General features: G+C 61.2%; 18 protein-coding genes and 2 tRNA genes. 19 read left to right on the top strand and 1 reads right to left on the bottom strand.

All coding sequences use genetic code 11. The features are described from left to right. Window positions 1–55: 55 nt before the first annotated feature. The 7 genes from dnaK (at window position 56) to ACMGT0_RS27805 (ending at window position 9,796) form a co-directional block, all read left to right on the top strand. The gene (gene dnaK / locus ACMGT0_RS27835; RefSeq protein ID WP_054058261.1) at window positions 56–1,972 is read left to right on the top strand and encodes a molecular chaperone DnaK; all 1,917 of its coding nucleotides are present in this window, start codon (window positions 56–58) and stop codon (window positions 1,970–1,972) included. A gap of 150 nt (window positions 1,973–2,122) precedes the next feature. Then, a complete protein-coding gene (dnaJ, locus tag ACMGT0_RS27830) occupies window positions 2,123–3,247 on the top strand; it encodes a molecular chaperone DnaJ (protein ID WP_054062493.1) in 1,125 nt (374 codons plus the stop codon). 9 nt (window positions 3,248–3,256) lie between these two features. Further along, complete coding sequence (gene dapB, locus ACMGT0_RS27825) at window positions 3,257–4,063, top strand: 4-hydroxy-tetrahydrodipicolinate reductase (RefSeq protein WP_416770615.1); 807 nt, start codon at window positions 3,257–3,259, stop codon at window positions 4,061–4,063. Window positions 4,064–4,420: 357 nt separating this feature from the next. Then, window positions 4,421–5,557 carry a glutamine-hydrolyzing carbamoyl-phosphate synthase small subunit gene (gene carA / locus ACMGT0_RS27820; protein WP_054062491.1) on the top strand — a complete coding sequence of 379 codons (1,137 nt, stop codon included), beginning with the start codon at window positions 4,421–4,423 and terminating at the stop codon, window positions 5,555–5,557. A 105-nt stretch (window positions 5,558–5,662) separates the two neighbouring features. Next, window positions 5,663–8,884 carry a carbamoyl-phosphate synthase large subunit gene (carB, locus tag ACMGT0_RS27815; protein WP_054058272.1) on the top strand — a complete coding sequence of 1,074 codons (3,222 nt, stop codon included), beginning with the start codon at window positions 5,663–5,665 and terminating at the stop codon, window positions 8,882–8,884. A gap of 2 nt (window positions 8,885–8,886) precedes the next feature. Continuing rightward, window positions 8,887–9,363: a transcription elongation factor GreA gene (gene greA / locus ACMGT0_RS27810; protein ID WP_054058271.1), complete on the top strand. Its 477-nt coding sequence runs from the start codon at window positions 8,887–8,889 to the stop codon at window positions 9,361–9,363. Between the two features lie 28 nt (window positions 9,364–9,391). Beyond that, window positions 9,392–9,796 (top strand): hypothetical protein, encoded by a 405-nt coding sequence (locus tag ACMGT0_RS27805; protein ID WP_054058257.1) that lies wholly within the window; start codon window positions 9,392–9,394, stop codon window positions 9,794–9,796. Window positions 9,797–9,808: 12 nt separating this feature from the next. Here ACMGT0_RS27805 and ACMGT0_RS27800 read toward each other — a convergent pair whose 3' ends face one another. Further along, the gene (locus tag ACMGT0_RS27800) at window positions 9,809–10,117 is read right to left on the bottom strand and encodes a YhbY family RNA-binding protein (protein WP_054058256.1); all 309 of its coding nucleotides are present in this window, start codon (window positions 10,115–10,117) and stop codon (window positions 9,809–9,811) included. Window positions 10,118–10,213: 96 nt separating this feature from the next. Between ACMGT0_RS27800 and rlmE the strand changes: the two genes are divergently transcribed. The 12 genes from rlmE (at window position 10,214) to rbfA (ending at window position 21,916) form a co-directional block, all read left to right on the top strand. Further along, on the top strand, window positions 10,214–10,846 hold the full coding sequence (rlmE, locus tag ACMGT0_RS27795; RefSeq protein ID WP_017904126.1) for a 23S rRNA (uridine(2552)-2'-O)-methyltransferase RlmE: 633 nt from the start codon (window positions 10,214–10,216) through the stop codon (window positions 10,844–10,846). A gap of 199 nt (window positions 10,847–11,045) precedes the next feature. Next, complete coding sequence (gene ftsH, locus ACMGT0_RS27790) at window positions 11,046–12,956, top strand: ATP-dependent zinc metalloprotease FtsH (protein ID WP_054058255.1); 1,911 nt, start codon at window positions 11,046–11,048, stop codon at window positions 12,954–12,956. Window positions 12,957–12,964: 8 nt separating this feature from the next. Then, window positions 12,965–13,816 carry a dihydropteroate synthase gene (gene folP, locus ACMGT0_RS27785; protein WP_416770612.1) on the top strand — a complete coding sequence of 284 codons (852 nt, stop codon included), beginning with the start codon at window positions 12,965–12,967 and terminating at the stop codon, window positions 13,814–13,816. 16 nt (window positions 13,817–13,832) lie between these two features. Further along, window positions 13,833–15,170 carry a phosphoglucosamine mutase gene (gene glmM, locus ACMGT0_RS27780; RefSeq protein ID WP_054058253.1) on the top strand — a complete coding sequence of 446 codons (1,338 nt, stop codon included), beginning with the start codon at window positions 13,833–13,835 and terminating at the stop codon, window positions 15,168–15,170. Between the two features lie 66 nt (window positions 15,171–15,236). Further along, the gene (tpiA, locus tag ACMGT0_RS27775; protein WP_054058252.1) at window positions 15,237–15,992 is read left to right on the top strand and encodes a triose-phosphate isomerase; all 756 of its coding nucleotides are present in this window, start codon (window positions 15,237–15,239) and stop codon (window positions 15,990–15,992) included. Between the two features lie 3 nt (window positions 15,993–15,995). Beyond that, a complete protein-coding gene (gene secG / locus ACMGT0_RS27770) occupies window positions 15,996–16,379 on the top strand; it encodes a preprotein translocase subunit SecG (protein ID WP_081005950.1) in 384 nt (127 codons plus the stop codon). Window positions 16,380–16,408: 29 nt separating this feature from the next. Next, window positions 16,409–16,494, top strand: a tRNA-Leu gene (locus tag ACMGT0_RS27765). A 96-nt stretch (window positions 16,495–16,590) separates the two neighbouring features. Then, window positions 16,591–16,667, top strand: a tRNA-Met gene (locus tag ACMGT0_RS27760). A 141-nt stretch (window positions 16,668–16,808) separates the two neighbouring features. Beyond that, the gene (gene rimP / locus ACMGT0_RS27755) at window positions 16,809–17,267 is read left to right on the top strand and encodes a ribosome maturation factor RimP (RefSeq protein ID WP_054058270.1); all 459 of its coding nucleotides are present in this window, start codon (window positions 16,809–16,811) and stop codon (window positions 17,265–17,267) included. 47 nt (window positions 17,268–17,314) lie between these two features. Beyond that, a complete protein-coding gene (gene nusA / locus ACMGT0_RS27750) occupies window positions 17,315–18,796 on the top strand; it encodes a transcription termination factor NusA (protein WP_017904133.1) in 1,482 nt (493 codons plus the stop codon). 27 nt (window positions 18,797–18,823) lie between these two features. After that, complete coding sequence (gene infB / locus ACMGT0_RS27745) at window positions 18,824–21,340, top strand: translation initiation factor IF-2 (protein WP_054058251.1); 2,517 nt, start codon at window positions 18,824–18,826, stop codon at window positions 21,338–21,340. A gap of 159 nt (window positions 21,341–21,499) precedes the next feature. After that, a complete protein-coding gene (gene rbfA / locus ACMGT0_RS27740; RefSeq protein ID WP_054058250.1) occupies window positions 21,500–21,916 on the top strand; it encodes a 30S ribosome-binding factor RbfA in 417 nt (138 codons plus the stop codon). Window positions 21,917–21,918 lie beyond the last annotated feature (2 nt).

Genomic DNA, 21,918 nt, shown 5'->3' with positions numbered 1-21,918 from the left:
TACCGCAGTTGGCAATAACCGCTGCGGCAAAAAATCCAAGTTTCGGGAGAGTGAAATGGGCAAAATTATCGGTATCGACCTGGGGACTACCAACTCCTGCGTCTCCATTCTGGAAAACGGCAACGTCAAGGTGATCGAGAACGCCGAAGGCGCTCGCACCACGCCGTCGATCATTGCATACGCCAACGATGGCGAAACCCTGGTTGGCCAGTCGGCCAAGCGTCAGGCTGTAACCAACCCGCACAACACCCTGTACGCGGTGAAGCGTCTGATCGGTCGCAAGTTCGACGAAGAAGTCGTACAGAAAGACATCAAGATGGTTCCGTACAAGATCGCCAAGGCCGACAACGGTGACGCCTGGGTTGAAGTGAACGGCCAGAAGATGGCTCCGCCACAGATTTCGGCTGAAATCCTGAAGAAGATGAAGAAGACCGCCGAAGACTACCTCGGCGAGGCCGTGACCGAAGCGGTGATCACCGTTCCGGCCTACTTCAACGACAGCCAGCGTCAGGCTACCAAAGACGCCGGCCGTATCGCCGGTCTGGACGTCAAGCGCATCATCAACGAACCTACTGCGGCTGCACTGGCCTACGGCATGGACAAGGCCAAGGGCGACCACACCGTCATCGTTTATGACCTGGGTGGTGGTACCTTCGACGTTTCCGTGATCGAGATCGCCGAAGTCGATGGCGAGCACCAGTTCGAAGTGCTGGCCACCAACGGTGACACCTTCCTCGGTGGTGAAGACTTCGACATCCGTCTGATCGACTACCTCGTCGACGAATTCAAGAAAGAAAGCGGCATGAACCTCAAGGGTGACCCGCTGGCGATGCAGCGCCTGAAGGAAGCTGCAGAAAAGGCCAAGATCGAGCTGTCGTCCTCGCAGTCGACCGACGTCAACCTGCCGTACATCACGGCTGACGCCACCGGTCCGAAGCACCTGAACGTGAAGATCTCCCGCGCCAAGCTGGAAGCGCTGGTGGAAGACCTGGTTCAGCGCACCATCGAGCCTTGCCGCATCGCTCTGAAAGACGCCGGTATCGACGTCGGTTCGATCAACGACGTGATCCTGGTCGGCGGTCAGACCCGTATGCCGCTGGTGCAGAAGGCCGTGACCGATTTCTTCGGCAAGGAACCACGCAAGGACGTCAACCCTGACGAAGCCGTTGCCATGGGTGCTGCGATCCAGGGCGCCGTACTGGCCGGTGACGTGAAGGACGTGCTGCTGCTGGACGTCAGCCCGCTGACCCTGGGTATCGAAACCATGGGTGGCGTGATGACCGCGCTGATCGAGAAGAACACCACTATTCCGACCAAGAAGTCGCAAGTGTTCTCGACTGCCGACGACAACCAGAGCGCCGTGACCATCCACGTGCTGCAGGGTGAGCGCAAGCAGGCCGCGCAGAACAAGTCGCTGGGCAAGTTCGACCTGTCCGAGATCCCGCCAGCGCCACGTGGCGTGCCGCAGATCGAAGTGACCTTCGACATCGACGCCAACGGCATCCTGCACGTCGGCGCGAAGGACAAGGCTACCGGCAAGGAGCAGAAGATCACCATCAAGGCCAACTCCGGCCTGTCGGATGAAGAAATCCAGCAAATGGTGCGCGACGCCGAGCTGAACGCCGAGGAAGACCGCAAGTTCGAAGAGCTGGCCGCTGCCCGTAACCAGGGTGATGCGCTGGTTCACTCGACTCGCAAGATGGTCGCTGACGCCGGTGACAAGGTGACCGCGGAAGAGAAGACCGCGATCGAAGCCGCCGTGGTTGCCCTGGAAGCCGCCGTGAAGGGCGACGACAAGGCAGCCATCGACGCCAAGGTCGAGGAGCTGTCCAAGGTCTCCGCACCTGTGGCGCAGAAGATGTACGCCGAGCAGGGCGCCAAGCCTGAAGCCGGTGCGCAGCCTGCCCAGGAAGAAGCGCACAAGGACGACGTCGTCGACGCCGAGTTCGAAGAAGTCAAAGACCACAAGTAATTCTGCTTGTTGGTCGGCCGGTTGACTGCGTTTGCGCGGTGACTGGTAGGATGTCGCCGCGCGGGAGCTTGCTCCCGCGTTGGCGTGTCTGGAGTACGCAAATTTTTACAGCATGCGACTACGCTCGGGTGCTGGCCTCAGGGGCAATTTATGGCAAAGCGTGACTATTACGAGGTATTGGGGGTCGAGCGTGGCTCCAGCGAGGCGGAGCTGAAAAAGGCTTATCGTCGTCTTGCGATGAAATATCACCCGGACCGCAACCCGGATGACAAGGCCGCGGAAGAGAAATTCAAGGAGGCCAACGAGGCCTACGAGGTTCTGTCCGATTCCAGCAAGCGGGCCGCTTACGATCAGTACGGCCATGCCGGCGTCGACCCGAGCATGGGTGGCGGCGGTGCCGGTTTCGGTGGGCAGAACTTCTCCGACATCTTCGGCGATGTGTTCAGCGATTTCTTTGGTGGCGGTCGCGGCGGTTCCCGTGGTGGCGCCCAGCGCGGCAGTGACCTGCGCTACACCCTGGAACTGAACCTGGAAGAAGCGGTGCGCGGGACCACCGTGAATATCCGTGTGCCGACACTGGTCAACTGCAAGCCGTGCGACGGTTCCGGCGCGAAGAAGGGTTCTTCGCCGGTGACCTGTCCGACCTGTGGCGGTATCGGCCAGGTGCGCATGCAGCAGGGCTTCTTCTCGGTGCAGCAGACCTGCCCGCGTTGCCATGGCCAGGGCAAGATCATTTCCGATCCGTGCGACTCCTGCCATGGCCAGGGCCGTGTCGAAGAGTACAAGACGCTGTCGGTCAAGGTGCCGTCGGGCGTCGATACCGGCGATCGTATTCGCCTGTCCGGCGAGGGCGAGGCGGGCACCCAGGGTGGTCCGACCGGCGACCTGTATGTGGTGATCAACGTGCGTGAGCACGATATCTTCCAGCGCGACGGCAAGCATCTGTACTGCGAAGTGCCGATCAGCTTCGTCGATGCGGCCCTGGGGGGCGAGCTGGAAGTGCCGACCCTCGATGGCCGGGTCAAGCTGAAGATTCCGGAAGGCACCCAGACCGGCAAGCAGTTCCGTCTGCGCGGCAAGGGTGTGGCGCCGGTGCGTGGCGGTGGGGCGGGCGACCTGATGTGCCGCGTGGCCGTCGAGACGCCCGTGAACCTGAGCCGTCGTCAGCGCGAGCTGCTGGAAGAATTCCGCGCTTCGCTGGATGTCGACAGCTCCCATTCGCCCAAGGCCAGCGGTTGGTTCGAGGGCATGAAGCGCTTCTTCGGCGACCTGTAAGGAGCGTTTATGCGACGTATAGCTGTGATGGGTGCCGCAGGGCGCATGGGCAAGATCCTGGTCGAGGCGGTACAGCAGCAGGTGCCGGTTGCCGGCCTGACGGCGGCCGTGGTGCGTCCGGGCAGTTCGCTGGTCGGCGCCGATGCTGGTGAGCTGGCTTCCCTGGGGCGTATCGGCGTGCCGTTGTCCGATACCCTGGAAAAGGTGGCGCAAGAGTTCGATGTATTGATCGACTTCACCCTGCCGGAAGTGATGCTGAAGAACCTGGCGTTCTGCCGCAAGGCCGGCAAGGCCATGGTCATCGGTACCACTGGCCTGACGGGCGAGCAGAAACAGTTGCTGGTGGAGGCGGGCAAGGACATTCCGATCGTCTTCGCCGCCAACTTCAGCGTGGGCGTCAACCTGTCGCTGAAACTGCTGGAACTGACCGCCCGGGTGCTGGGCGAGGATGCGGACATCGAGATCATCGAGACCCATCACCGGCACAAGGTCGACTCGCCTTCCGGGACGGCCATGCGCATGGGCGAGGTGATTGCCGATACGCTGGAGCGTGACCTGCAAAAGGTCGCGGTCTATGGGCGTGAAGGTCATGTCGGTGCGCGGGCGCGTGACACCATCGGCTTTGCCACCGTGCGCGGTGGTGACGTGGTGGGCGATCACACCGTCTTGTTTGCGACCGAGGGTGAGCGCCTGGAAATCACCCACAAGGCCTCGAGCCGCATGACGTTCGCCAAGGGAGCCGTGCGTGCGGCGCTGTGGCTGGATGGCAAGGCGGCCGGGCTGTACGACATGCAGGATGTGCTCGACCTGCATTGATGTCAGGGCGGACACCTGTTTCTGGTGCGCCTCGTTCTTGTAGGAGCAGGGCTTGCCCGCGAAGCTTTTAGCGGCCTCGGGGTCGCTTTCGCGGGCAAGCCGCGCTCCGGCAGGGGTGCGACAGGAGCGGGCGCATGCCCCTCAAACCGCTTGGCGACGTCCTGTCGCATTTCCTGGCCTTCAAGGCTCATTAGCGGTGGATTAAAAAAGCATTTTTCTGTAAGCTACAGCTTTAGTGTGTCCACTAAAAGCGCGCAGAATAATTCAGTGAAAGAAGCGGGGTGACGTGTCCATACGTCACTCCGCTTTTTTACAACCTGCGATCGCCCTTTCAGGCTTTATTTACGGGAGGTCTTCTTGACTAAGCCAGCCATACTTGCCCTTGCTGATGGCAGCATTTTTCGCGGCGAAGCCATTGGAGCCGACGGCCAGACCGTTGGTGAGGTGGTGTTCAACACCGCAATGACCGGCTATCAGGAAATCCTTACCGATCCTTCCTACGCCCAACAGATCGTTACCCTGACCTATCCGCACATCGGCAACACCGGCACTACGCCGCAAGACGCCGAGTCCAACCGTGTATGGTCGGCCGGCCTGGTCATCCGCGACTTGCCGCTGGTGGCGAGCAACTGGCGTAACACCCTGTCCCTGTCTGACTACCTGAAGGCCAACAATGTCGTGGCCATCGCCGGTATCGACACCCGTCGCCTGACCCGCATCCTGCGTGAAAAAGGCTCGCAGAACGGCTGCATCCTGGCCGGTGACAACATCACCGAGGAAGCGGCCATCGCCGCAGCGCGCGGCTTCCCGGGCCTGAAGGGCATGGACCTGGCGAAAGTCGTCAGCACCAGGGAAGCCTACGAGTGGCGTTCGACCGTCTGGGAACTGAAGACCGACAGTCACGCGACCATCGATGCCGCCGACCTGCCTTACCACGTCGTGGCCTACGACTACGGCATCAAGTCGAACATCCTGCGCATGCTGGTCGAGCGCGGCTGCCGCGTCACCGTGCTGCCGGCCCAGGCGCCTGCCAGCGAAGCCCTGGCCCTCAACCCGGATGGCGTGTTCCTGTCCAACGGCCCTGGCGATCCGGAGCCTTGCGACTATGCGATCCAGGCCATCAAGGAAATCCTGGAAACCGACATTCCGGTGTTCGGCATCTGCCTGGGTCACCAACTGCTGGCCCTGGCCTCCGGTGCCAAGACCATCAAGATGGGGCACGGCCACCACGGTGCCAACCACCCGGTACAGGACCTGGACACCGGTGTCGTCATGATCACCAGCCAGAACCACGGTTTCGCCGTGGACGAAGCGACCCTGCCAGGCAATGTCCGGGCTATCCACAAGTCGCTGTTCGACGGCTCGCTGCAAGGCATCGAGCGCACCGACAAGAGCGCGTTCAGCTTCCAGGGCCACCCTGAAGCCAGCCCGGGCCCGAACGACGTGGCACCGCTGTTCGATCGCTTCATCAATGAGATGGCCAAGCGTCGTTGATTGCCTGAACGCCCAGGGCGGCCCCGCCACGCGGAGGCCCCCTCGGCAACTTCAAGGATTGTTCAACGGCTTGCCGACTGACCCGCGGATTTGAGTGACAAACCCATGCCAAAACGTACAGACATTAAAAGCATCCTGATTCTCGGTGCCGGCCCGATCGTCATCGGCCAGGCCTGCGAATTCGACTACTCCGGCGCCCAGGCCTGTAAAGCCCTGCGCGAAGAGGGCTACCGCGTCATCCTGGTGAACTCCAACCCGGCGACCATCATGACCGACCCGGCCATGGCGGATGCGACCTACATCGAGCCGATCAAGTGGCGCACCGTGGCCAAGATCATCGAGAAGGAGCGTCCGGACGCCCTGCTGCCAACCATGGGTGGCCAGACCGCCCTGAACTGCGCCCTGGACCTGGAGCGCGAAGGCGTGCTGGAGAAGTTCGGCGTGGAGATGATCGGCGCCAACGCCGACACCATCGACAAGGCCGAAGACCGTTCGCGTTTCGACAAGGCGATGAAATCCATCGGCCTGGAATGCCCGCGTTCCGGTATCGCCCACAGCATGGAAGAGGCCAATGCGGTCCTCGAGAAGCTCGGCTTCCCGTGCATCATCCGTCCGTCCTTCACCATGGGCGGCACCGGTGGCGGCATCGCCTACAACCGTGAAGAGTTCGAAGAAATCTGTGCCCGTGGCCTGGACCTGTCGCCGACCAAGGAACTGCTGATCGACGAATCGCTGATCGGCTGGAAAGAATACGAAATGGAAGTTGTCCGCGACAAAAAGGACAACTGCATCATCGTCTGCTCCATCGAGAACTTCGACCCGATGGGCGTGCACACCGGTGACTCGATCACCGTGGCGCCGGCCCAGACCCTGACCGACAAGGAATACCAGATCCTGCGTAACGCCTCCCTGGCGGTACTGCGCGAGATCGGCGTGGAAACCGGTGGTTCCAACGTGCAGTTCGGTATCTGCCCAAACACCGGCCGCATGGTCGTCATCGAGATGAACCCGCGGGTTTCGCGTTCCTCGGCGCTGGCTTCGAAGGCCACCGGCTTCCCGATCGCCAAGGTCGCCGCCAAGCTGGCTGTGGGCTACACCCTGGACGAACTGTCGAACGACATCACCGGCGGCAAGACCCCGGCGTCCTTCGAGCCGTCGATCGACTACGTCGTCACCAAGCTGCCACGCTTCGCCTTCGAAAAATTCGGCCAGGCCGATGCGCGCCTGACCACCCAGATGAAGTCGGTGGGTGAAGTCATGGCCATCGGCCGGACCTTCCAGGAGTCCCTGCAGAAAGCCCTGCGCGGCCTGGAAGTGGGCGTCTGCGGCCTGGACGAGAAAGTCGACCTGAGCAATCCGGAAAGCATGAGCGTGCTCAAGCGCGAACTGACCGTGCCGGGCGCCGAGCGTATCTGGTACGTGGCGGACGCCTTCCGCGCCGGTCTGAGCGTCGAAGAAATCTTCGGCATGAACATGATCGACCCCTGGTTCCTGGTGCAGATCGAGGACCTGGTCAAGGAAGAAGAGCGCGTCAAGACCCTGGGCATGGCCGCCATCGACCGTGACCTGATGTTCCGCCTCAAGCGCAAGGGCTTCTCCGACCAGCGTCTGGCCAAGCTGCTGGGCGTGACCGAGAAGAACCTGCGTACCCACCGCCAGAAGCTGGAAGTGTTCCCGGTCTACAAGCGCGTCGACACCTGCGCGGCCGAGTTCGCCACCGACACCGCCTACCTGTACTCGACCTATGAGGAAGAGTGCGAGGCCAACCCATCGACCCGCGACAAGATCATCATCCTGGGTGGCGGCCCGAACCGTATCGGTCAGGGCATCGAGTTCGACTACTGCTGCGTGCACGCGGCACTGGCGCTGCGCGATGACGGCTACGAGACCATCATGGTCAACTGCAACCCGGAAACCGTTTCCACCGACTACGACACCTCCGATCGCCTGTACTTCGAGCCGGTGACCCTGGAAGACGTGCTGGAAATCGTCCGCGTCGAGAAGCCCAAAGGCGTGATCGTCCAGTACGGCGGCCAGACTCCGCTGAAACTGGCGCGTGCCCTGGAAGCGGCCGGCGTACCGATCATCGGCACCAGCCCCGACGCCATCGACCGTGCCGAAGACCGTGAGCGCTTCCAGCAGATGGTCGAGCGCCTGAACCTGCGTCAGCCGCCGAATGCCACCGTGCGTAGCGAAGACGAAGCCGTGCGTGCGGCCAGCAGGATCGGCTATCCGCTGGTGGTGCGTCCGTCCTACGTGCTGGGCGGCCGGGCGATGGAAATCGTCTACAAAGAGGAAGAGCTCAAGCGCTACCTGCGTGAAGCGGTCCAGGTGTCGAACGACAGCCCGGTCCTGCTCGACCACTTCCTCAACTGCGCCATCGAGATGGATGTGGACGCGGTCAGCGACGGCACCGACGTGGTGATCGGCGCGATCATGCAGCACATCGAGCAGGCCGGCGTTCACTCCGGTGACTCCGCGTGCTCGCTGCCACCGTACTCGCTGCCGGCGCACATCCAGGACGAGATGCGCGAACAGGTCAAGAAAATGGCCCTGGAACTGGGCGTGGTCGGTCTGATGAACGTGCAACTGGCCCTGCAGGGCGAGGACATCTACGTCATCGAAGTGAACCCGCGTGCCTCGCGTACCGTGCCGTTCGTGTCGAAGTGCATCGGTGTGTCCCTGGCCATGATCGCCGCCCGCGTGATGGCTGGTAAGACCCTGAAGGAACTGGGCTTCACCAAGGAAATCATCCCGAACTTCTACAGTGTGAAAGAGGCGGTGTTCCCATTCGCCAAATTCCCAGGCGTCGACCCGATCCTCGGCCCTGAGATGAAGTCCACCGGTGAGGTGATGGGTGTCGGCGATACCTTCGGCGAAGCTTTCGCCAAGGCGCAGATGGGGGCCAGCGAAGTGCTGCCGACCGGCGGTACCGCGTTCATCAGCGTGCGTGACGACGACAAGCCACTGGTTGCAGGCGTGGCCCGTGATCTGATCAACTTGGGCTTCGAAGTGGTGGCGACCGCCGGTACTGCCAAGGTGATCGAGGCGGCAGGCCTGAAAGTGCGCCGGGTCAACAAGGTGACCGAAGGCCGTCCGCACGTCGTGGACATGATCAAGAATGACGAAGTCACCCTGATCATCAACACGACCGAAGGTCGCCAGTCGATTGCCGACTCGTACTCCATTCGTCGTAACGCGCTGCAGCACAAGATCTACTGCACAACCACCATTGCTGCTGGCGAAGCCATCTGCGAAGCGCTCAAGTTCGGTCCCGAGAAGACCGTGCGTCGCTTGCAGGATCTACACGCAGGATTGAAGGCATGAGCATAACCAAGTACCCCATGACTGTTCAGGGTGCCAAAGCCCTGGAAGATGAGCACGCTCACCTGACCAAGGTCGTCCGTCCCAAGCTGAGCCAGGACATCGGCACGGCCCGCGAGTTGGGTGACCTGAAGGAAAACGCCGAATACCATGCTGCCCGCGAGCAGCAGGGTATGGTCGAGGCGCGGATCCGCGATATCGAAGGTCGTCTGCAGAACGCGGTGATCATCGATGTCACGACTATTCCGCACACCGGCAAGGTGATTTTCGGCACCACGGTGGAGATCGCCAACGTCGAGACCGACGAGAGCGTGACCTATCACATCGTGGGTGAGGATGAAGCTGACATCAAACAGGGCAAGATCTCGGTGGTTTCCCCCATCGCCCGTGCCCTGATCGCCAAGGAAGAAGGCGATGTCGTGACCGTCAAGACGCCTGGTGGCGTGATCGAGTACGAGATTGTCGCAGTCCGTCACATCTGAGCGCAGACGCCCGCTACGCGCGGGCGCCATGCTCTGGCAGCTGGCCCAGATGCTCTGGGTCGGCGGCTTGTGGTTATTGCATGTGGGACTGTTGCCGGTCCTTGCGCAAATCGGCCTGGCTCCGTTGCTGATCGAGGAGATCGGTGCTCAGTTGGGCGTCCTGTTGGTGGGATTTGCAGTGGTCTGCGTGACCGTGCAGGTCCTGGTGCTGGTTTTTGCCGAAGGTCGGTCGAGCCTGTGGCGCGATACCCGTGGGCAATTGCTGTTGATGGGCTGGTATGCGTGCGCGATGTATTTCGCGGTGCGTTACTGGCAGCCGCAAGCCTTGCGCTGGCAGTTGTTCAGTTACCTGGTGCTCGGCCTGTCCGGCCTGGTGCTGGTGCTGCAGCCCGTGCCGGGCGAGGGTGGCAGGGCACGCGAAGCGTACCCTTGACCCTGCCGGGTATCACTTGTAGCGGTGAACGTTCGACAGTTGCTTGTTGACGTCGAAGTTGCGGCGATAAATCAGTGCCATCTTGCCGATGACCTGAACCAGGTCCGCCTTGCCGACCTTGCACAGTTCCGCGATGTGCGCCTGGCGTTGCTCGCGATCGAGGATGTTGAGCTTGACCTTGATCAGCTCGTGGTCGTTCAGGGCGCGCTCGAGTTCGGCTAGCACACCTTCAGTCAAACCGTTGTCAGCCACAGTCAATACTGGTTTCAGATGGTGGCCAATGGATTTGTACTGTTTCTTCTGCTCTTGAGTGAGCGGCATAATCTGACCCCTGCGTCTGATCTGGTAAAAAAATGGCGGCTAGTTTACCCGAGCGAGTCCGGGACCGCCCAGTTAATCTATTTTTCGAGGTGGCCCGTGGCCCGTTCCAAGACCAGCCATAACTGGCTGAAAGAGCATTTCAACGACCCATTCGTCAAAATGGCGCAAAAGGACGGCTATCGTTCCCGTGCCAGCTACAAGCTGCTGGAGATCCAGGAGAAGGACCGGCTGATCCGTCCGGGCATGAGCGTGATCGACCTCGGCGCGGCGCCGGGTGGCTGGTCGCAGGTGACCAGTCGTCTGATTGGTGGCCAGGGTCGCCTGATCGCCTCCGATATCCTGGATATGGACGCCATTCCCGACGTGACCTTCATCAAGGGCGACTTCACCGAGGACGCCGTGCTGGCGCAAATCCTCGAGGCGGTCGGAAATTCCGAGGTGGACCTTGTGATTTCCGATATGGCCCCCAATATGAGTGGTACGCCCGCTGTGGATATGCCGCGCTCGATGTTCCTTTGCGAGCTGGCGCTGGACCTGGCGGGGCGTGTGTTGCGCCCTGGTGGTGATTTTCTGATCAAGATCTTCCAGGGCGAAGGCTTCGACGAGTACCACAAGAACGTGCGCAAGATGTTCGAGAAGGTGCAGATGCGCAAGCCGAGTTCGTCCCGCGATCGTTCCCGCGAGCAGTACCTGCTGGGGCGTGGTTTCCGCGGACGCGATACCGAGTAATAGGTTTTTTGGGCTGGGCAATAGGAAATTCGCATTTCGCCTCGTGAACATAAGCGAATATTGTGTAGTCAATGTTTCACAAAGGGTTACAGACGGCTCCTGCGCAGCTGTAGGTAATGTAGTAAGTTACGCCGGTGAATTTCATGCGAAGCGCGCGCCACAAGCGGAGCTGGCTTCAGAGGGCACTTAATTGAACGATATGGCAAAGAATCTGATCCTGTGGTTGATCATCGCAGCCGTCCTGGTGACGGTGATGAACAACTTCTCCAGCCCTAACGAGCCACAGACCCTCAACTATTCCGACTTCATCCAGCAGGTCAAGGACGGCAAGGTCGAGCGTGTCGCCGTGGATGGCTATGTGATCACCGGCAAGCGCAACGATGGCGACAGCTTCAAGACCATTCGTCCGGCGATCCAGGACAACGGCCTGATCGGCGACCTGGTCGACAACCACGTCGTGATCGAAGGCAAGCAGCCTGAGCAGCAGAGCATCTGGACCCAGTTGCTGGTGGCCAGTTTCCCGATCCTGGTGATCATCGCGGTGTTCATGTTCTTCATGCGCCAGATGCAGGGCGGTGCGGGCGGCAAGGGCGGGCCGATGAGTTTCGGCAAGAGCAAGGCGCGCCTGCTGTCCGAAGACCAGGTGAAAACCACCCTGGCCGACGTCGCCGGTTGCGACGAGGCCAAGGAAGAGGTTGGCGAGCTGGTCGAGTTCCTGCGTGATCCGGGCAAGTTCCAGCGTCTGGGCGGTCGTATTCCCCGCGGCGTGCTGATGGTCGGCCCTCCGGGTACCGGTAAGACCCTGCTGGCCAAGGCCATCGCCGGTGAGGCGAAAGTACCGTTCTTCACCATTTCCGGTTCCGACTTCGTCGAAATGTTCGTCGGTGTGGGTGCCAGCCGCGTGCGCGACATGTTCGAGCAGGCAAAGAAACACGCACCGTGCATCATTTTCATCGACGAGATCGACGCCGTGGGTCGCCATCGTGGCGCCGGCATGGGTGGCGGTCACGACGAGCGCGAACAGACCCTCAACCAGTTGCTGGTGGAGATGGATGGTTTCGAAATGAATGACGGCATCATCGTCATCGCCGCGACCAACCGTCCCGACGTGCTCGACCCGGCGCTGCTGCGTCCCGGCCGTTTCGACCGCCAGGTGGTGGTCGGCCTGCCGGATATCCGCGGTCGCGAGCAGATTCTCAAGGTGCATATCCGCAAGGTGCCGGTCGGTGACGACGTCGCGCCTGCCGTGATTGCCCGTGGTACCCCGGGTTTCTCCGGTGCCGACCTGGCCAACCTGGTCAACGAGGCCTCCCTGTTCGCCGCCCGCGCCAGCAAGCGCATCGTCGAAATGAAGGAGTTCGAGCTGGCCAAGGACAAGATCATGATGGGCGCCGAGCGCAAGACCATGGTCATGTCCGAGAAGGAAAAGCAGAACACCGCGTATCACGAAGCCGGTCACGCCATCGTCGGCCGTCTGGTGCCCGAGCATGACCCGGTGTACAAGGTCTCGATCATTCCGCGCGGTCGCGCGCTGGGTGTGACCATGTTCCTGCCGGAAGAGGATCGCTACAGCCTGTCCAAGCGCGCGCTGATCAGCCAGATCTGCTCGCTGTACGGCGGTCGTATCGCCGAGGAGATGACCCTGGGCTTCGACGGTGTGACCACCGGTGCCTCCAACGACATCATGCGCGCCAGCCAGATTGCCCGGAACATGGTCACCAAGTGGGGCCTGTCCGAGAAGCTTGGCCCGCTGATGTATGCCGAGGAAGATCAGGAAGTGTTCCTGGGTCGTGGCGGTGGTGGCCAGAACGCCAGCTTCTCCGGCGAGACGGCCAAGCTGATCGACTCCGAGGTGCGCAGCATCATTGACCAGTGCTATGGCACGGCCAAGCAGATCCTCACCGACAACCGCGACAAGCTTGACGCCATGGCCGATGCGCTGATGAAGTACGAGACCATCGATGCCGACCAGATCGACGACATCATGGCCGGTCGTACTCCACGCGAGCCGCGTGACTGGGGTGGTTCGGGCTCTTCGGGCACCACGCCTCCGGTGGTGAAGAACGAGCGTCCTGAAGCTCCGATTGGCGGCCCTGCGGCTGATCACTAAGGTTTGAAATGACTTCTGTTCAGTCCTCGACCCGGTTGCCTTGCGGCAACCGGGTTCTTGATTTGGCCCGGACGCATGTCATGGGCATTCTCAACGTTACCCCCGATTCCTTTTCCGATGGCGGGCGCTTCAGTCAGCTGGACGCAGCGTTACGGCATGCCGAAGGCATGGTCCAGGCCGGTGCTACGCTGATCGATGTCGGTGGTGAATCGACCCGGCCGGGTGCGCGGGTCGTTTCGCCGCTGGAAGAACTGGAGCGGGTGGCGCCGATCGTCGAGCGCATCCACCGTGAGCTGGATGTGATCATCTCGGTCGACACCTCGACGCCGGCGGTGATGCGTGAAACCGCGCGTCTCGGTGCCGGCCTGATCAACGACGTACGCTCGCTGCAGCGCGACGGTGCCCTGGACGCGGCGGCGGCTACCGGTTTGCCGGTGTGCCTGATGCACATGCTCGGCGAACCTGGCGACATGCAGGACAACCCGCACTACGACAACGTCACGCAGCAAGTGCAGGCGTTTCTCGTCGAGCGTATGCGTGATTGTGAAGCCGCGGGAATTCCTGCCGAGCGGATTGTCCTGGACCCAGGATTCGGCTTTGCGAAAACCCTGGAGCACAACCTGAGCCTGTTCAAGCATATGGAGCAGTTGCACGTGCTGGGTCGGCCGCTGTTGGTGGGTGTTTCGCGAAAGAGCATGATAGGCCTGACACTGGGGCGACCGGTGGGTGAGCGCCTGTATGGCAGCCTGGCCCTGGCGGCGTTGGCGATGAGCAAGGGCGCGCGGATCCTGCGCGTCCACGATGTGGCCGAAACGGCCGACGTGGTCAAGATGCTCGCTGCGGTCGAAGCTGCCGAATAAGAACGATGGAGCACGTATGAAGAAGAAATATTTCGGCACCGACGGTATTCGGGGCCGCGTCGGACAGTATCCGATCACCCCTGATTTCATGCTCAAGCTGGGCTGGGCCGCCGGTATGGCGTTCCGCAAGCAGGGCACCTGTCGCGTCCTGGTTGGCAAGGACACCCGGATCTCCGGCTACATGTTCGAATCCGCCCTGGAGGCCGGTCTCTCCGCGGCGGGCGCCGACGTGATGCTGCTGGGGCCGATGCCGACCCCGGCCATCGCCTACCTGACCCGTACGTTCCACGCCGAGGCGGGGATCGTCATCAGTGCTTCGCACAACCCCCATGACGACAACGGCATCAAGTTCTTCTCCGGCGAAGGCACCAAGCTGCCGGATGAAGTCGAGCTGATGATCGAGGAACTGCTCGATGCGCCGATGACCGTGGTCGAATCGGAAAAGCTCGGCAAGGTTTCGCGGATCAACGACGCGGCCGGTCGCTACATCGAATTCTGCAAGGGCAGCGTGCCGACCGGCACCAAGCTGTCCAACCTGAAGATTGTGCTCGATTGCGCCCACGGTGCGACCTACAAGGTGGCGCCCAGCGTTTTCCGCGAGCTGGGCGCGCAGGTCACCGCGCTGTCGGTGCAGCCCAACGGGCTGAACATCAACGACAACTGCGGCTCGACCCACATCAAGCCGTTGCAGGCCGCGGTGCTGGCCGAGCAGGCTGACCTCGGCATCGCCTTCGACGGTGATGGCGACCGGGTGCTGATGGTCGATCACACCGGTACGGTGGTCGATGGCGATGAACTGGTGTTCATCATTGCCCGTGACCTGGCCGAGCGCGGCAAGCTCAACGGTGGCGTGGTTGGCACTCTGATGAGCAACCTCGGAATGGAACTGGCGCTGAAGGAGCTGGATATTCCGTTCGTGCGCGCCAATGTCGGCGACCGTTATGTGATCGCCGAACTGCTCGAGCGCGACTGGCTGGTCGGTGGCGAGAACTCGGGGCATATCCTGTGCCTGAATCACAACACCACGGGTGACGCGATCATTGCGGCGCTGCAGGTGCTGCTGGCGTTGCGTCGTCGTGGCGAGACCCTGGCCGAGGCGCGCCAGGTCGTGCGCAAATGCCCACAGGTGCTGGTCAACGTGCGTTTCGGCGGCGGTGTCGACCCGGTCAAGCACCCGCAGGTGGTTGCCGAATGCGAGCGTGTCACCGAGGCCATGAACGGTCGTGGTCGGGTACTGCTGCGCAAGTCGGGGACCGAGCCGCTGGTGCGTGTGATGGTCGAAGGCGAGGACGAAGCGTCCGTTCGTGGGCATGCCGAAGGGCTGGCAAAACTGGTTGCTGAAGTTTGTGCCTGAATTTGGCTTGCCAGTGATGATCTGGTTGGGTAATATCTGCGCCCACTTTAACCCGCGAGGTAGAGCATGCGTCGCCCCCTGGTAGCTGGTAACTGGAAAATGCACGGTACCCGCGCCAGCGTCGCTGAGCTGATCAAGGGGCTGCGGAATCTGGCCCTGCCGAGCGGTGTTGATGTTGCGGTATTCCCGCCTTGCTTGCATATCACCCAAGTGGTCGATGGTTTGAAGGGCAAGTCGATTTCGGTCGGCGCGCAGAACTCTGCAGTGGAATCCATGCAAGGCGCCTTGACAGGTGAGATCGCACCGAGCCAGTTGGTCGATGCAGGTTGTTCCCTGGTGCTGGTTGGGCACTCTGAGCGTCGCCAGATAATGGGCGAGACCGATCGGATGCTCAATCGCAAGTTTGCGGCAGCGCAGGCTTGCGGGCTGATTCCGGTGCTGTGTGTAGGGGAAACCCAGGCGCAGCGTGAAGCCGGCAAGACGCTGGAAGTGGTTTCGCGTCAGTTGGGCAGCATCATCGAAGAGTTGGGTGTCGGTGCTTTTGCCAAGGCTGTCATCGCTTACGAGCCGGTCTGGGCCATTGGTACCGGGCTGACAGCTTCGCCGCAACAGGCGCAGGATGTGCATGCAGCCATTCGCGCGCAGTTGGCGGCAGAGAATTCCGAAGTCGCTCAAGGTGTGCGGCTTCTGTACGGCGGCAGCGTGAAGGCGGCCAATGCGGTCGAACTGTTCGGCATGCCGGATATCGATGGGGGGCTCATTGGTGGGGCTTCCCTGAATGCAGATGAATTCGGTGCGATTTGTCGCGCTGCGGGAAACTGAGAAATGCTGGAAACGATCGTAGTCGTTCTTCATCTGTTGGCTGCACTGGGGGTTGTTGCTCTCGTACTGCTGCAACAGGGTAAAGGTGCGGAAGCTGGTGCATCTTTCGGCGCAGGTGCTTCAAATACTGTGTTCGGAAGCCAAGGTTCCTCTACCTTTCTTAGTAAGTTTACTGCTATACTTGCCGCAGGTTTCTTCATAACCAGCTTAGGGTTAGGATACTTTGCTAAAGAGAAAGCTCACCAGCTGACTCAAGCAGGTCTGCCAAGCCCGGCAGTGTTGGAAGCACCAAAGCAAAAGCCGGCATCTGATGATGTACCGGTGCTCCAGGAGCAGAAGTCGGCCACTCCGGCAGGCGATGTACCTCAGGCTCCAGAGCAGAAGTAAAACGGGTTTCATGCTGTAAACGTTGTATTGCCGAGGTGGTGGAATTGGTAGACACGCAACCTTGAGGTGGTTGTGCCCATAGGGTGTAGGGGTTCGAGTCCCCTTCTCGGTACCAATTATCAGGAGAGCCCGCTGTTGCGGGCTTTCTTGTAGGTGGAAGGTTACATTGACCCAAAAAGGGATCAGTCGTATACTTTTGCCCCAGCTTTGTCGCGGGGTGGAGCAGCCTGGTAGCTCGTCGGGCTCATAACCCGAAGGTCGTCGGTTCAAATCCGGCCCCCGCAACCAGTTTTAGCGGAGCCCCTTTTCAGGGGCTTTTTGTTAGCTGGACACAATCGATGCCGCATTTCGACGGCATTTCAGGGATGGGCGATTCGCCCATTTTTTGTTTTCTTAAATCGCATGCACATCATGCACGAGGGGGTTCAGGTGTCGAGCAAGCTAGAACAGTTGCAGGCCTTGCTGGCCCCGGTGGTCGTGGCCCTGGGCTATGAATGCTGGGGTATCGAGTTTTCCGCTCAAGGCCGCCATTCCGTGTTGCGCGTTTATATCGATAAAGAGGGTGGTGTTCTGGTGGATGACTGCGCCATCGTCAGTCGCCAGATCAGTGGCGTGCTGGATGTCGAAGATCCGATTTCCACTGAATACACCCTTGAAGTTTCCTCTCCTGGCATGGAACGCCCGCTGTTCACCCTTGAACAGTTTGCCTCGCATGCCGGCGAACAAGTGAAAATAAGGCTGCGCTCGCCTTTCGAGGGACGACGCAACTTTCAGGGCCTTCTGCGTGGAGTGGAAGAGCAGGACGTCGTGGTGCAGGTAGATGACCACGAGTTCCTGTTGCCGATCGATTTGATCGACAAGGCCAACATTATTCCCAGTTTTGACTGAGACGCGGATCCCGCGGATCCAATGGCTTGCGAAAGGCGAGGCGTACGATGAGCAAAGAAGTATTGCTGGTTGTTGAGTCGGTATCCAATGAAAAGGGTGTACCGGCAGGCGTGATTTTTGAGGCGCTGGAGATTGCTCTGGCGACTGCTACCAAGAAACGCTTTGAAGACGAAGTTGACCTGCGTGTGGAAATCAACCGCCACACCGGTTCCTATGAGACTTTCCGTCGTTGGACTGTGGTCGAGGAAGCCGATCTTGACGATCCGGCGATCGAGACCTGGCCAAGCAAGGTGGCTCTGACCCATCCGGGTGCCAAGGTTGGCGATGTCGTCGAGGAGAAGATCGAGTCCATCGAGTTCGGTCGCATCGCTGCCCAGACCGCCAAGCAAGTCATTGTGCAGAAGGTTCGCGAAGCCGAGCGTGCGCAGGTGGTCGATGCCTACCGCGAGCGCCTGGGCGAAATCATCTCCGGTACCGTGAAGAAGGTCACCCGCGACAACGTCATCGTTGACCTGGGCAACAACGCCGAGGCGCTGCTGGCGCGTGAAGACATCATTTCCCGCGAGACTTTCCGCGTCGGTGTACGGGTTCGTGCACTGCTCAAGGAAATCCGCACCGAGAACCGCGGTCCTCAGCTGATCCTGTCGCGTACCGCGCCGGAAATGCTGATCGAGCTGTTCCGTATCGAAGTGCCCGAGATCGCCGAAGGGCTGATCGAGGTGATGGCGGCGTCCCGTGACCCGGGTTCGCGTGCCAAGATCGCTGTCCGCTCCAAGGACAAGCGTATCGACCCGCAGGGCGCGTGCATCGGCATGCGTGGTTCGCGCGTCCAGGCCGTCTCCGGCGAGCTGGGTGGCGAGCGTGTGGATATCGTGCTGTGGGACGACAACCCGGCGCAGTTCGTCATCAACGCCATGTCGCCGGCTGAAGTCGCGGCGATCATCGTTGACGAAGACGCCCATGCGATGGACATCGCCGTGGGTGCCGACAACCTGGCCCAGGCCATCGGCCGCGGCGGTCAGAACGTGCGTCTGGCCAGCCAGCTGACCGGCTGGACCCTGAACGTGATGACCGAGTCGGACATCCAGGCTAAGCAACAGGCAGAAACCGGTGACATCCTGCGCAACTTCATCGACGAGCTGGAAGTCGACGAAGAGCTGGCACAGGTGCTGGTCGATGAAGGTTTCACCAGCCTGGAAGAAATTGCCTACGTACCGTTGGAAGAGATGCTCAACATCGACGGCTTTGACGAGGAAATCGTCAACGAGCTTCGCGCTCGTGCCAAGGATCGCCTGTTGACCAAAGCCATCGCTACAGAGGAAAAGCTGGCAGACGCCCATCCGGCCGAAGACCTGCTCTCGCTTGAGGGTATGGACAAGGATTTGGCGATGGAACTGGCGGTGCGCGGCGTCATTACCCGCGAAGACCTGGCCGAGCAGTCGATTGACGACCTGCTCGACATCGACGGCATCGACGATGATCGTGCCGGCAAGTTGATCATGGCCGCCCGAGCCCACTGGTTCGAGTAATTAGGCGCGGCCTGAGGAGAGAAGTGCATGACGCAAGTCACGGTGAAACAACTGGCCGATGAGGTCAAAACACCGGTAGAGCGCCTGTTGCAGCAGATGCGTGAGGCAGGTCTGCCGCACACCGCCGCCGAGGAACATGTGAGCGACAGCGAGAAGCAGTCGCTGCTGACTCACCTGAAGAGCAGCCACAAGGCGAAAGTGGAAGAACCGCGCAAGATCACCTTGCAGCGCAAAACCACCAGTACCCTGCGTGTTGCCGGCAGCAAGAGCATCAGTGTTGAAGTACGCAAGAAGAAAGTCTTCGTACAGCGCAGCCCGGAAGAAATCGAAGCCGAGCGCAAGCGCGAGCAGGAAGAACGTCGCGCCGTAGAAAATGCGGCCCGTCAGAAGGCGGAAGAAGAAGCCAAGCGTCGCGCCGAAGAAGAAGCGCGTCGCCAGCCTGCGCCTGCCCCTGTGGTCGAGCCTGTGGTCGAAGCGGTTGCCGCTCCGGTCGAGCTCGACGAGCCTGTGCGTGAAGCGCCGGTTGCCGCGCCTGCGCCGGCTGCCGAGCGCAAGCGCGAAGAGCCGCGTCGCTCCGACAAGTCCCGTGGCGACGAGAATCGTCGTGGCGACGGCGAGCGCAAGAACGCTCCGCACCGCGCTTCGGTCAAGGAAAAGGCTCCGGCCGTTCGTGTTGCCCCACGTACCACCGACGAGGAAAGCGATGGCTTCCGTCGTGGCGGTCGCGGCGGTGGCAAGGCCAAGCCGAAGAAACGCAACGTTCACGGTTTCCAGAACCCTACCGGTCCTGTGGTCCGTGACGTGAAGATCGGCGAGACCATCACTGTGGCCGACCTGGCCCAGCAGATGTCGGTCAAGGCTGCCGAAATCATCAAGTTCATGTTCAAGCTGGGTACTCCGGCGACGATCAACCAGGTTCTGGACCAGGAAACTGCCCAGCTGGTTGCCGAGGAACTGGGCCACAAGGTGACCCTGGTCAGCGACACCGCCCTGGAAGATTCCCTGGCCGAGTCGCTGAAGTTCGAAGGTGAGGAATTCTCCCGCGCGCCAGTCGTGACCGTCATGGGTCACGTTGACCACGGCAAGACCTCGCTGCTCGACTACATCCGTCGTGCCAAGGTGGCCGCTGGCGAAGCCGGTGGTATTACCCAGCACATCGGTGCGTACCACGTGGAAACCGACCGCGGCATGGTCACCTTCCTCGACACCCCGGGCCACGCCGCGTTTACCGCGATGCGTGCCCGTGGTGCCAAGGCGACCGACATCGTGATCCTGGTGGTCGCGGCCGACGACGGCGTGATGCCACAGACCATCGAAGCGGTCCAGCACGCCCAGGCCGCCGGCGTACCGCTGGTGGTGGCGGTGAACAAGATCGACAAGCCGGGTGCCGACCTCGATCGCATCCGCAGCGAGCTGGCGACCCACGGCGTGACCCCGGAAGACTGGGGTGGCGATACGCCGTTCGTTCCGGTGTCGGCGAAAGTCGGTACTGGCGTCGACGAACTGCTCGAAGCGGTGCTGCTGCAGGCCGAGGTTCTGGAACTCAAGGCGACCCCTTCGGCTCCTGGCCGTGGCGTGGTGGTCGAGTCGCGCCTGGACAAGGGTCGTGGTCCGGTGGCGACCGTTCTGGTTCAGGACGGTACCCTGCGTCAGGGCGACATGGTCCTGGTCGGTTCGAACTATGGCCGCGTGCGTGCCATGCTCGACGAGAACGGCAAGCCGATCAAGGAAGCCGGCCCGGCGATTCCGGTCGAGATCCTCGGCCTGGACGGTACCCCGGATGCGGGCGACGAGATGAGCGTGGTGGCTGACGAGAAGAAAGCCCGTGAAGTCGCGCTGTTCCGCCAAGGCAAGTTCCGTGAAGTCAAACTGGCTCGCGCTCATGCCGGCAAGCTGGAAAACATCTTCGAAAGCATGGGCCAGGAAGAGAAGAAGACGCTCAACATCGTCCTCAAGTCCGACGTCCGTGGTTCGCTGGAGGCGCTGCAAGGCGCGCTCAACGGTTTGGGTAACGATGAAGTGCAAGTGCGCGTCGTCGGTGGCGGTGTCGGTGGTATCACCGAGTCCGACGCCAACCTGGCACTGGCCTCCAACGCCGTGCTGTTCGGCTTCAACGTGCGTGCCGATGCCGGCGCACGGAAGATCGTCGAGCAGGAAGGTCTGGATATGCGTTACTACAACGTGATCTACGACATCATCGAAGACGTGAAGAAAGCCCTGACCGGTATGCTGGGCAGCGACGTACGGGAGAACATCCTGGGCGTGGCCGAAGTCCGCGACGTGTTCCGTTCGCCCAAGTTCGGCGCCATCGCCGGCTGCATGGTGATCGAGGGTAGCGTGCACCGTAACCGTCCGATCCGCGTACTGCGTGAAGACATCGTGATCTTCGAAGGCGAGCTGGAATCCCTGCGCCGCTTCAAGGATGACGCGTCCGAAGTGCGTGCCGGCATGGAGTGCGGTATCGGCGTGAAGAGCTACAACGACGTCAAGGTCGGCGACAAGATCGAAGTCTTCGAGAAGGTCCAGGTTGCTCGCAGCCTCTGACTCGCATGCTTCAAGAGCCGCGATGGCCTGCCGCAGCCGTGCTGCGCAGGCCGCGAGCGGACTCTAAACGCAACGCCCGGTCCGGCTTCTGCCAGGCCGGGCGTTTGCCGCTTTCAGACCTCGAGGGTTTCGCCCCGAGGCAGTAACAGGTAACAAGACATGGCAAAAGAATACAGCCGTACCCAACGTATCGGCGATCAGATGCAGCGCGAGCTGGCACAGTTGATCCGTCGTGAAGTCAAGGATCCGCGCGTCGGCCTGGTCACCATCACCGCGGTCGACGTCAGCCGTGACGTCGGCCACGCGAAGGTCTATATCACCGTGATGGGCCAGGACAACCTGGAAGAGATCGCCCAGAGCATCAAGGTGCTCAACTCGGCGGCCGGTTTCCTGCGTATGCAACTGGCCCGTGAAATGAAGCTGCGCAGCGTGCCGCAGTTGCACTTCCACTACGATGAGAGCGTCGCCCGCGGTGCCCATCTGTCGGCCCTGATCGAGCGCGCCGTGGCCGAAGACAGCCTGCATGGCGAGGGTAGCGACCCTCAGGCCGCCCAACCAGAAGACGGTCGGGAGTAAGC

The organism is Pseudomonas sp. RHF3.3-3 (assembly GCF_048069595.1).
GTDB lineage: Bacteria > Pseudomonadota > Gammaproteobacteria > Pseudomonadales > Pseudomonadaceae > Aquipseudomonas > Aquipseudomonas fuscovaginae_B.
The sequence above is the reverse complement of the archived record's forward strand: the minus strand, read 5'-3'. Positions and strand labels throughout refer to the sequence as shown.

Coding starts and splice junctions, on each gene's coding strand:
- dnaK (WP_054058261.1), top strand. CDS start 56: ATGGGCAAAATTATCGGTATCGACCTGGGGACTACCAACTCCTGCGTC.
- secG (WP_081005950.1), top strand. CDS start 15,996: ATGCTGGAAACGATCGTAGTCGTTCTTCATCTGTTGGCTGCACTGGGG.
- glmM (WP_054058253.1), top strand. CDS start 13,833: ATGAAGAAGAAATATTTCGGCACCGACGGTATTCGGGGCCGCGTCGGA.
- dnaJ (WP_054062493.1), top strand. CDS start 2,123: ATGGCAAAGCGTGACTATTACGAGGTATTGGGGGTCGAGCGTGGCTCC.
- dapB (WP_416770615.1), top strand. CDS start 3,257: ATGCGACGTATAGCTGTGATGGGTGCCGCAGGGCGCATGGGCAAGATC.
- ftsH (WP_054058255.1), top strand. CDS start 11,046: ATGGCAAAGAATCTGATCCTGTGGTTGATCATCGCAGCCGTCCTGGTG.
- infB (WP_054058251.1), top strand. CDS start 18,824: ATGACGCAAGTCACGGTGAAACAACTGGCCGATGAGGTCAAAACACCG.
- folP (WP_416770612.1), top strand. CDS start 12,965: ATGACTTCTGTTCAGTCCTCGACCCGGTTGCCTTGCGGCAACCGGGTT.
- tpiA (WP_054058252.1), top strand. CDS start 15,237: ATGCGTCGCCCCCTGGTAGCTGGTAACTGGAAAATGCACGGTACCCGC.
- ACMGT0_RS27805 (WP_054058257.1), top strand. CDS start 9,392: ATGCTCTGGCAGCTGGCCCAGATGCTCTGGGTCGGCGGCTTGTGGTTA.
- ACMGT0_RS27800 (WP_054058256.1), bottom strand. CDS start 10,117: ATGCCGCTCACTCAAGAGCAGAAGAAACAGTACAAATCCATTGGCCAC.
- carB (WP_054058272.1), top strand. CDS start 5,663: ATGCCAAAACGTACAGACATTAAAAGCATCCTGATTCTCGGTGCCGGC.
- rbfA (WP_054058250.1), top strand. CDS start 21,500: ATGGCAAAAGAATACAGCCGTACCCAACGTATCGGCGATCAGATGCAG.
- nusA (WP_017904133.1), top strand. CDS start 17,315: ATGAGCAAAGAAGTATTGCTGGTTGTTGAGTCGGTATCCAATGAAAAG.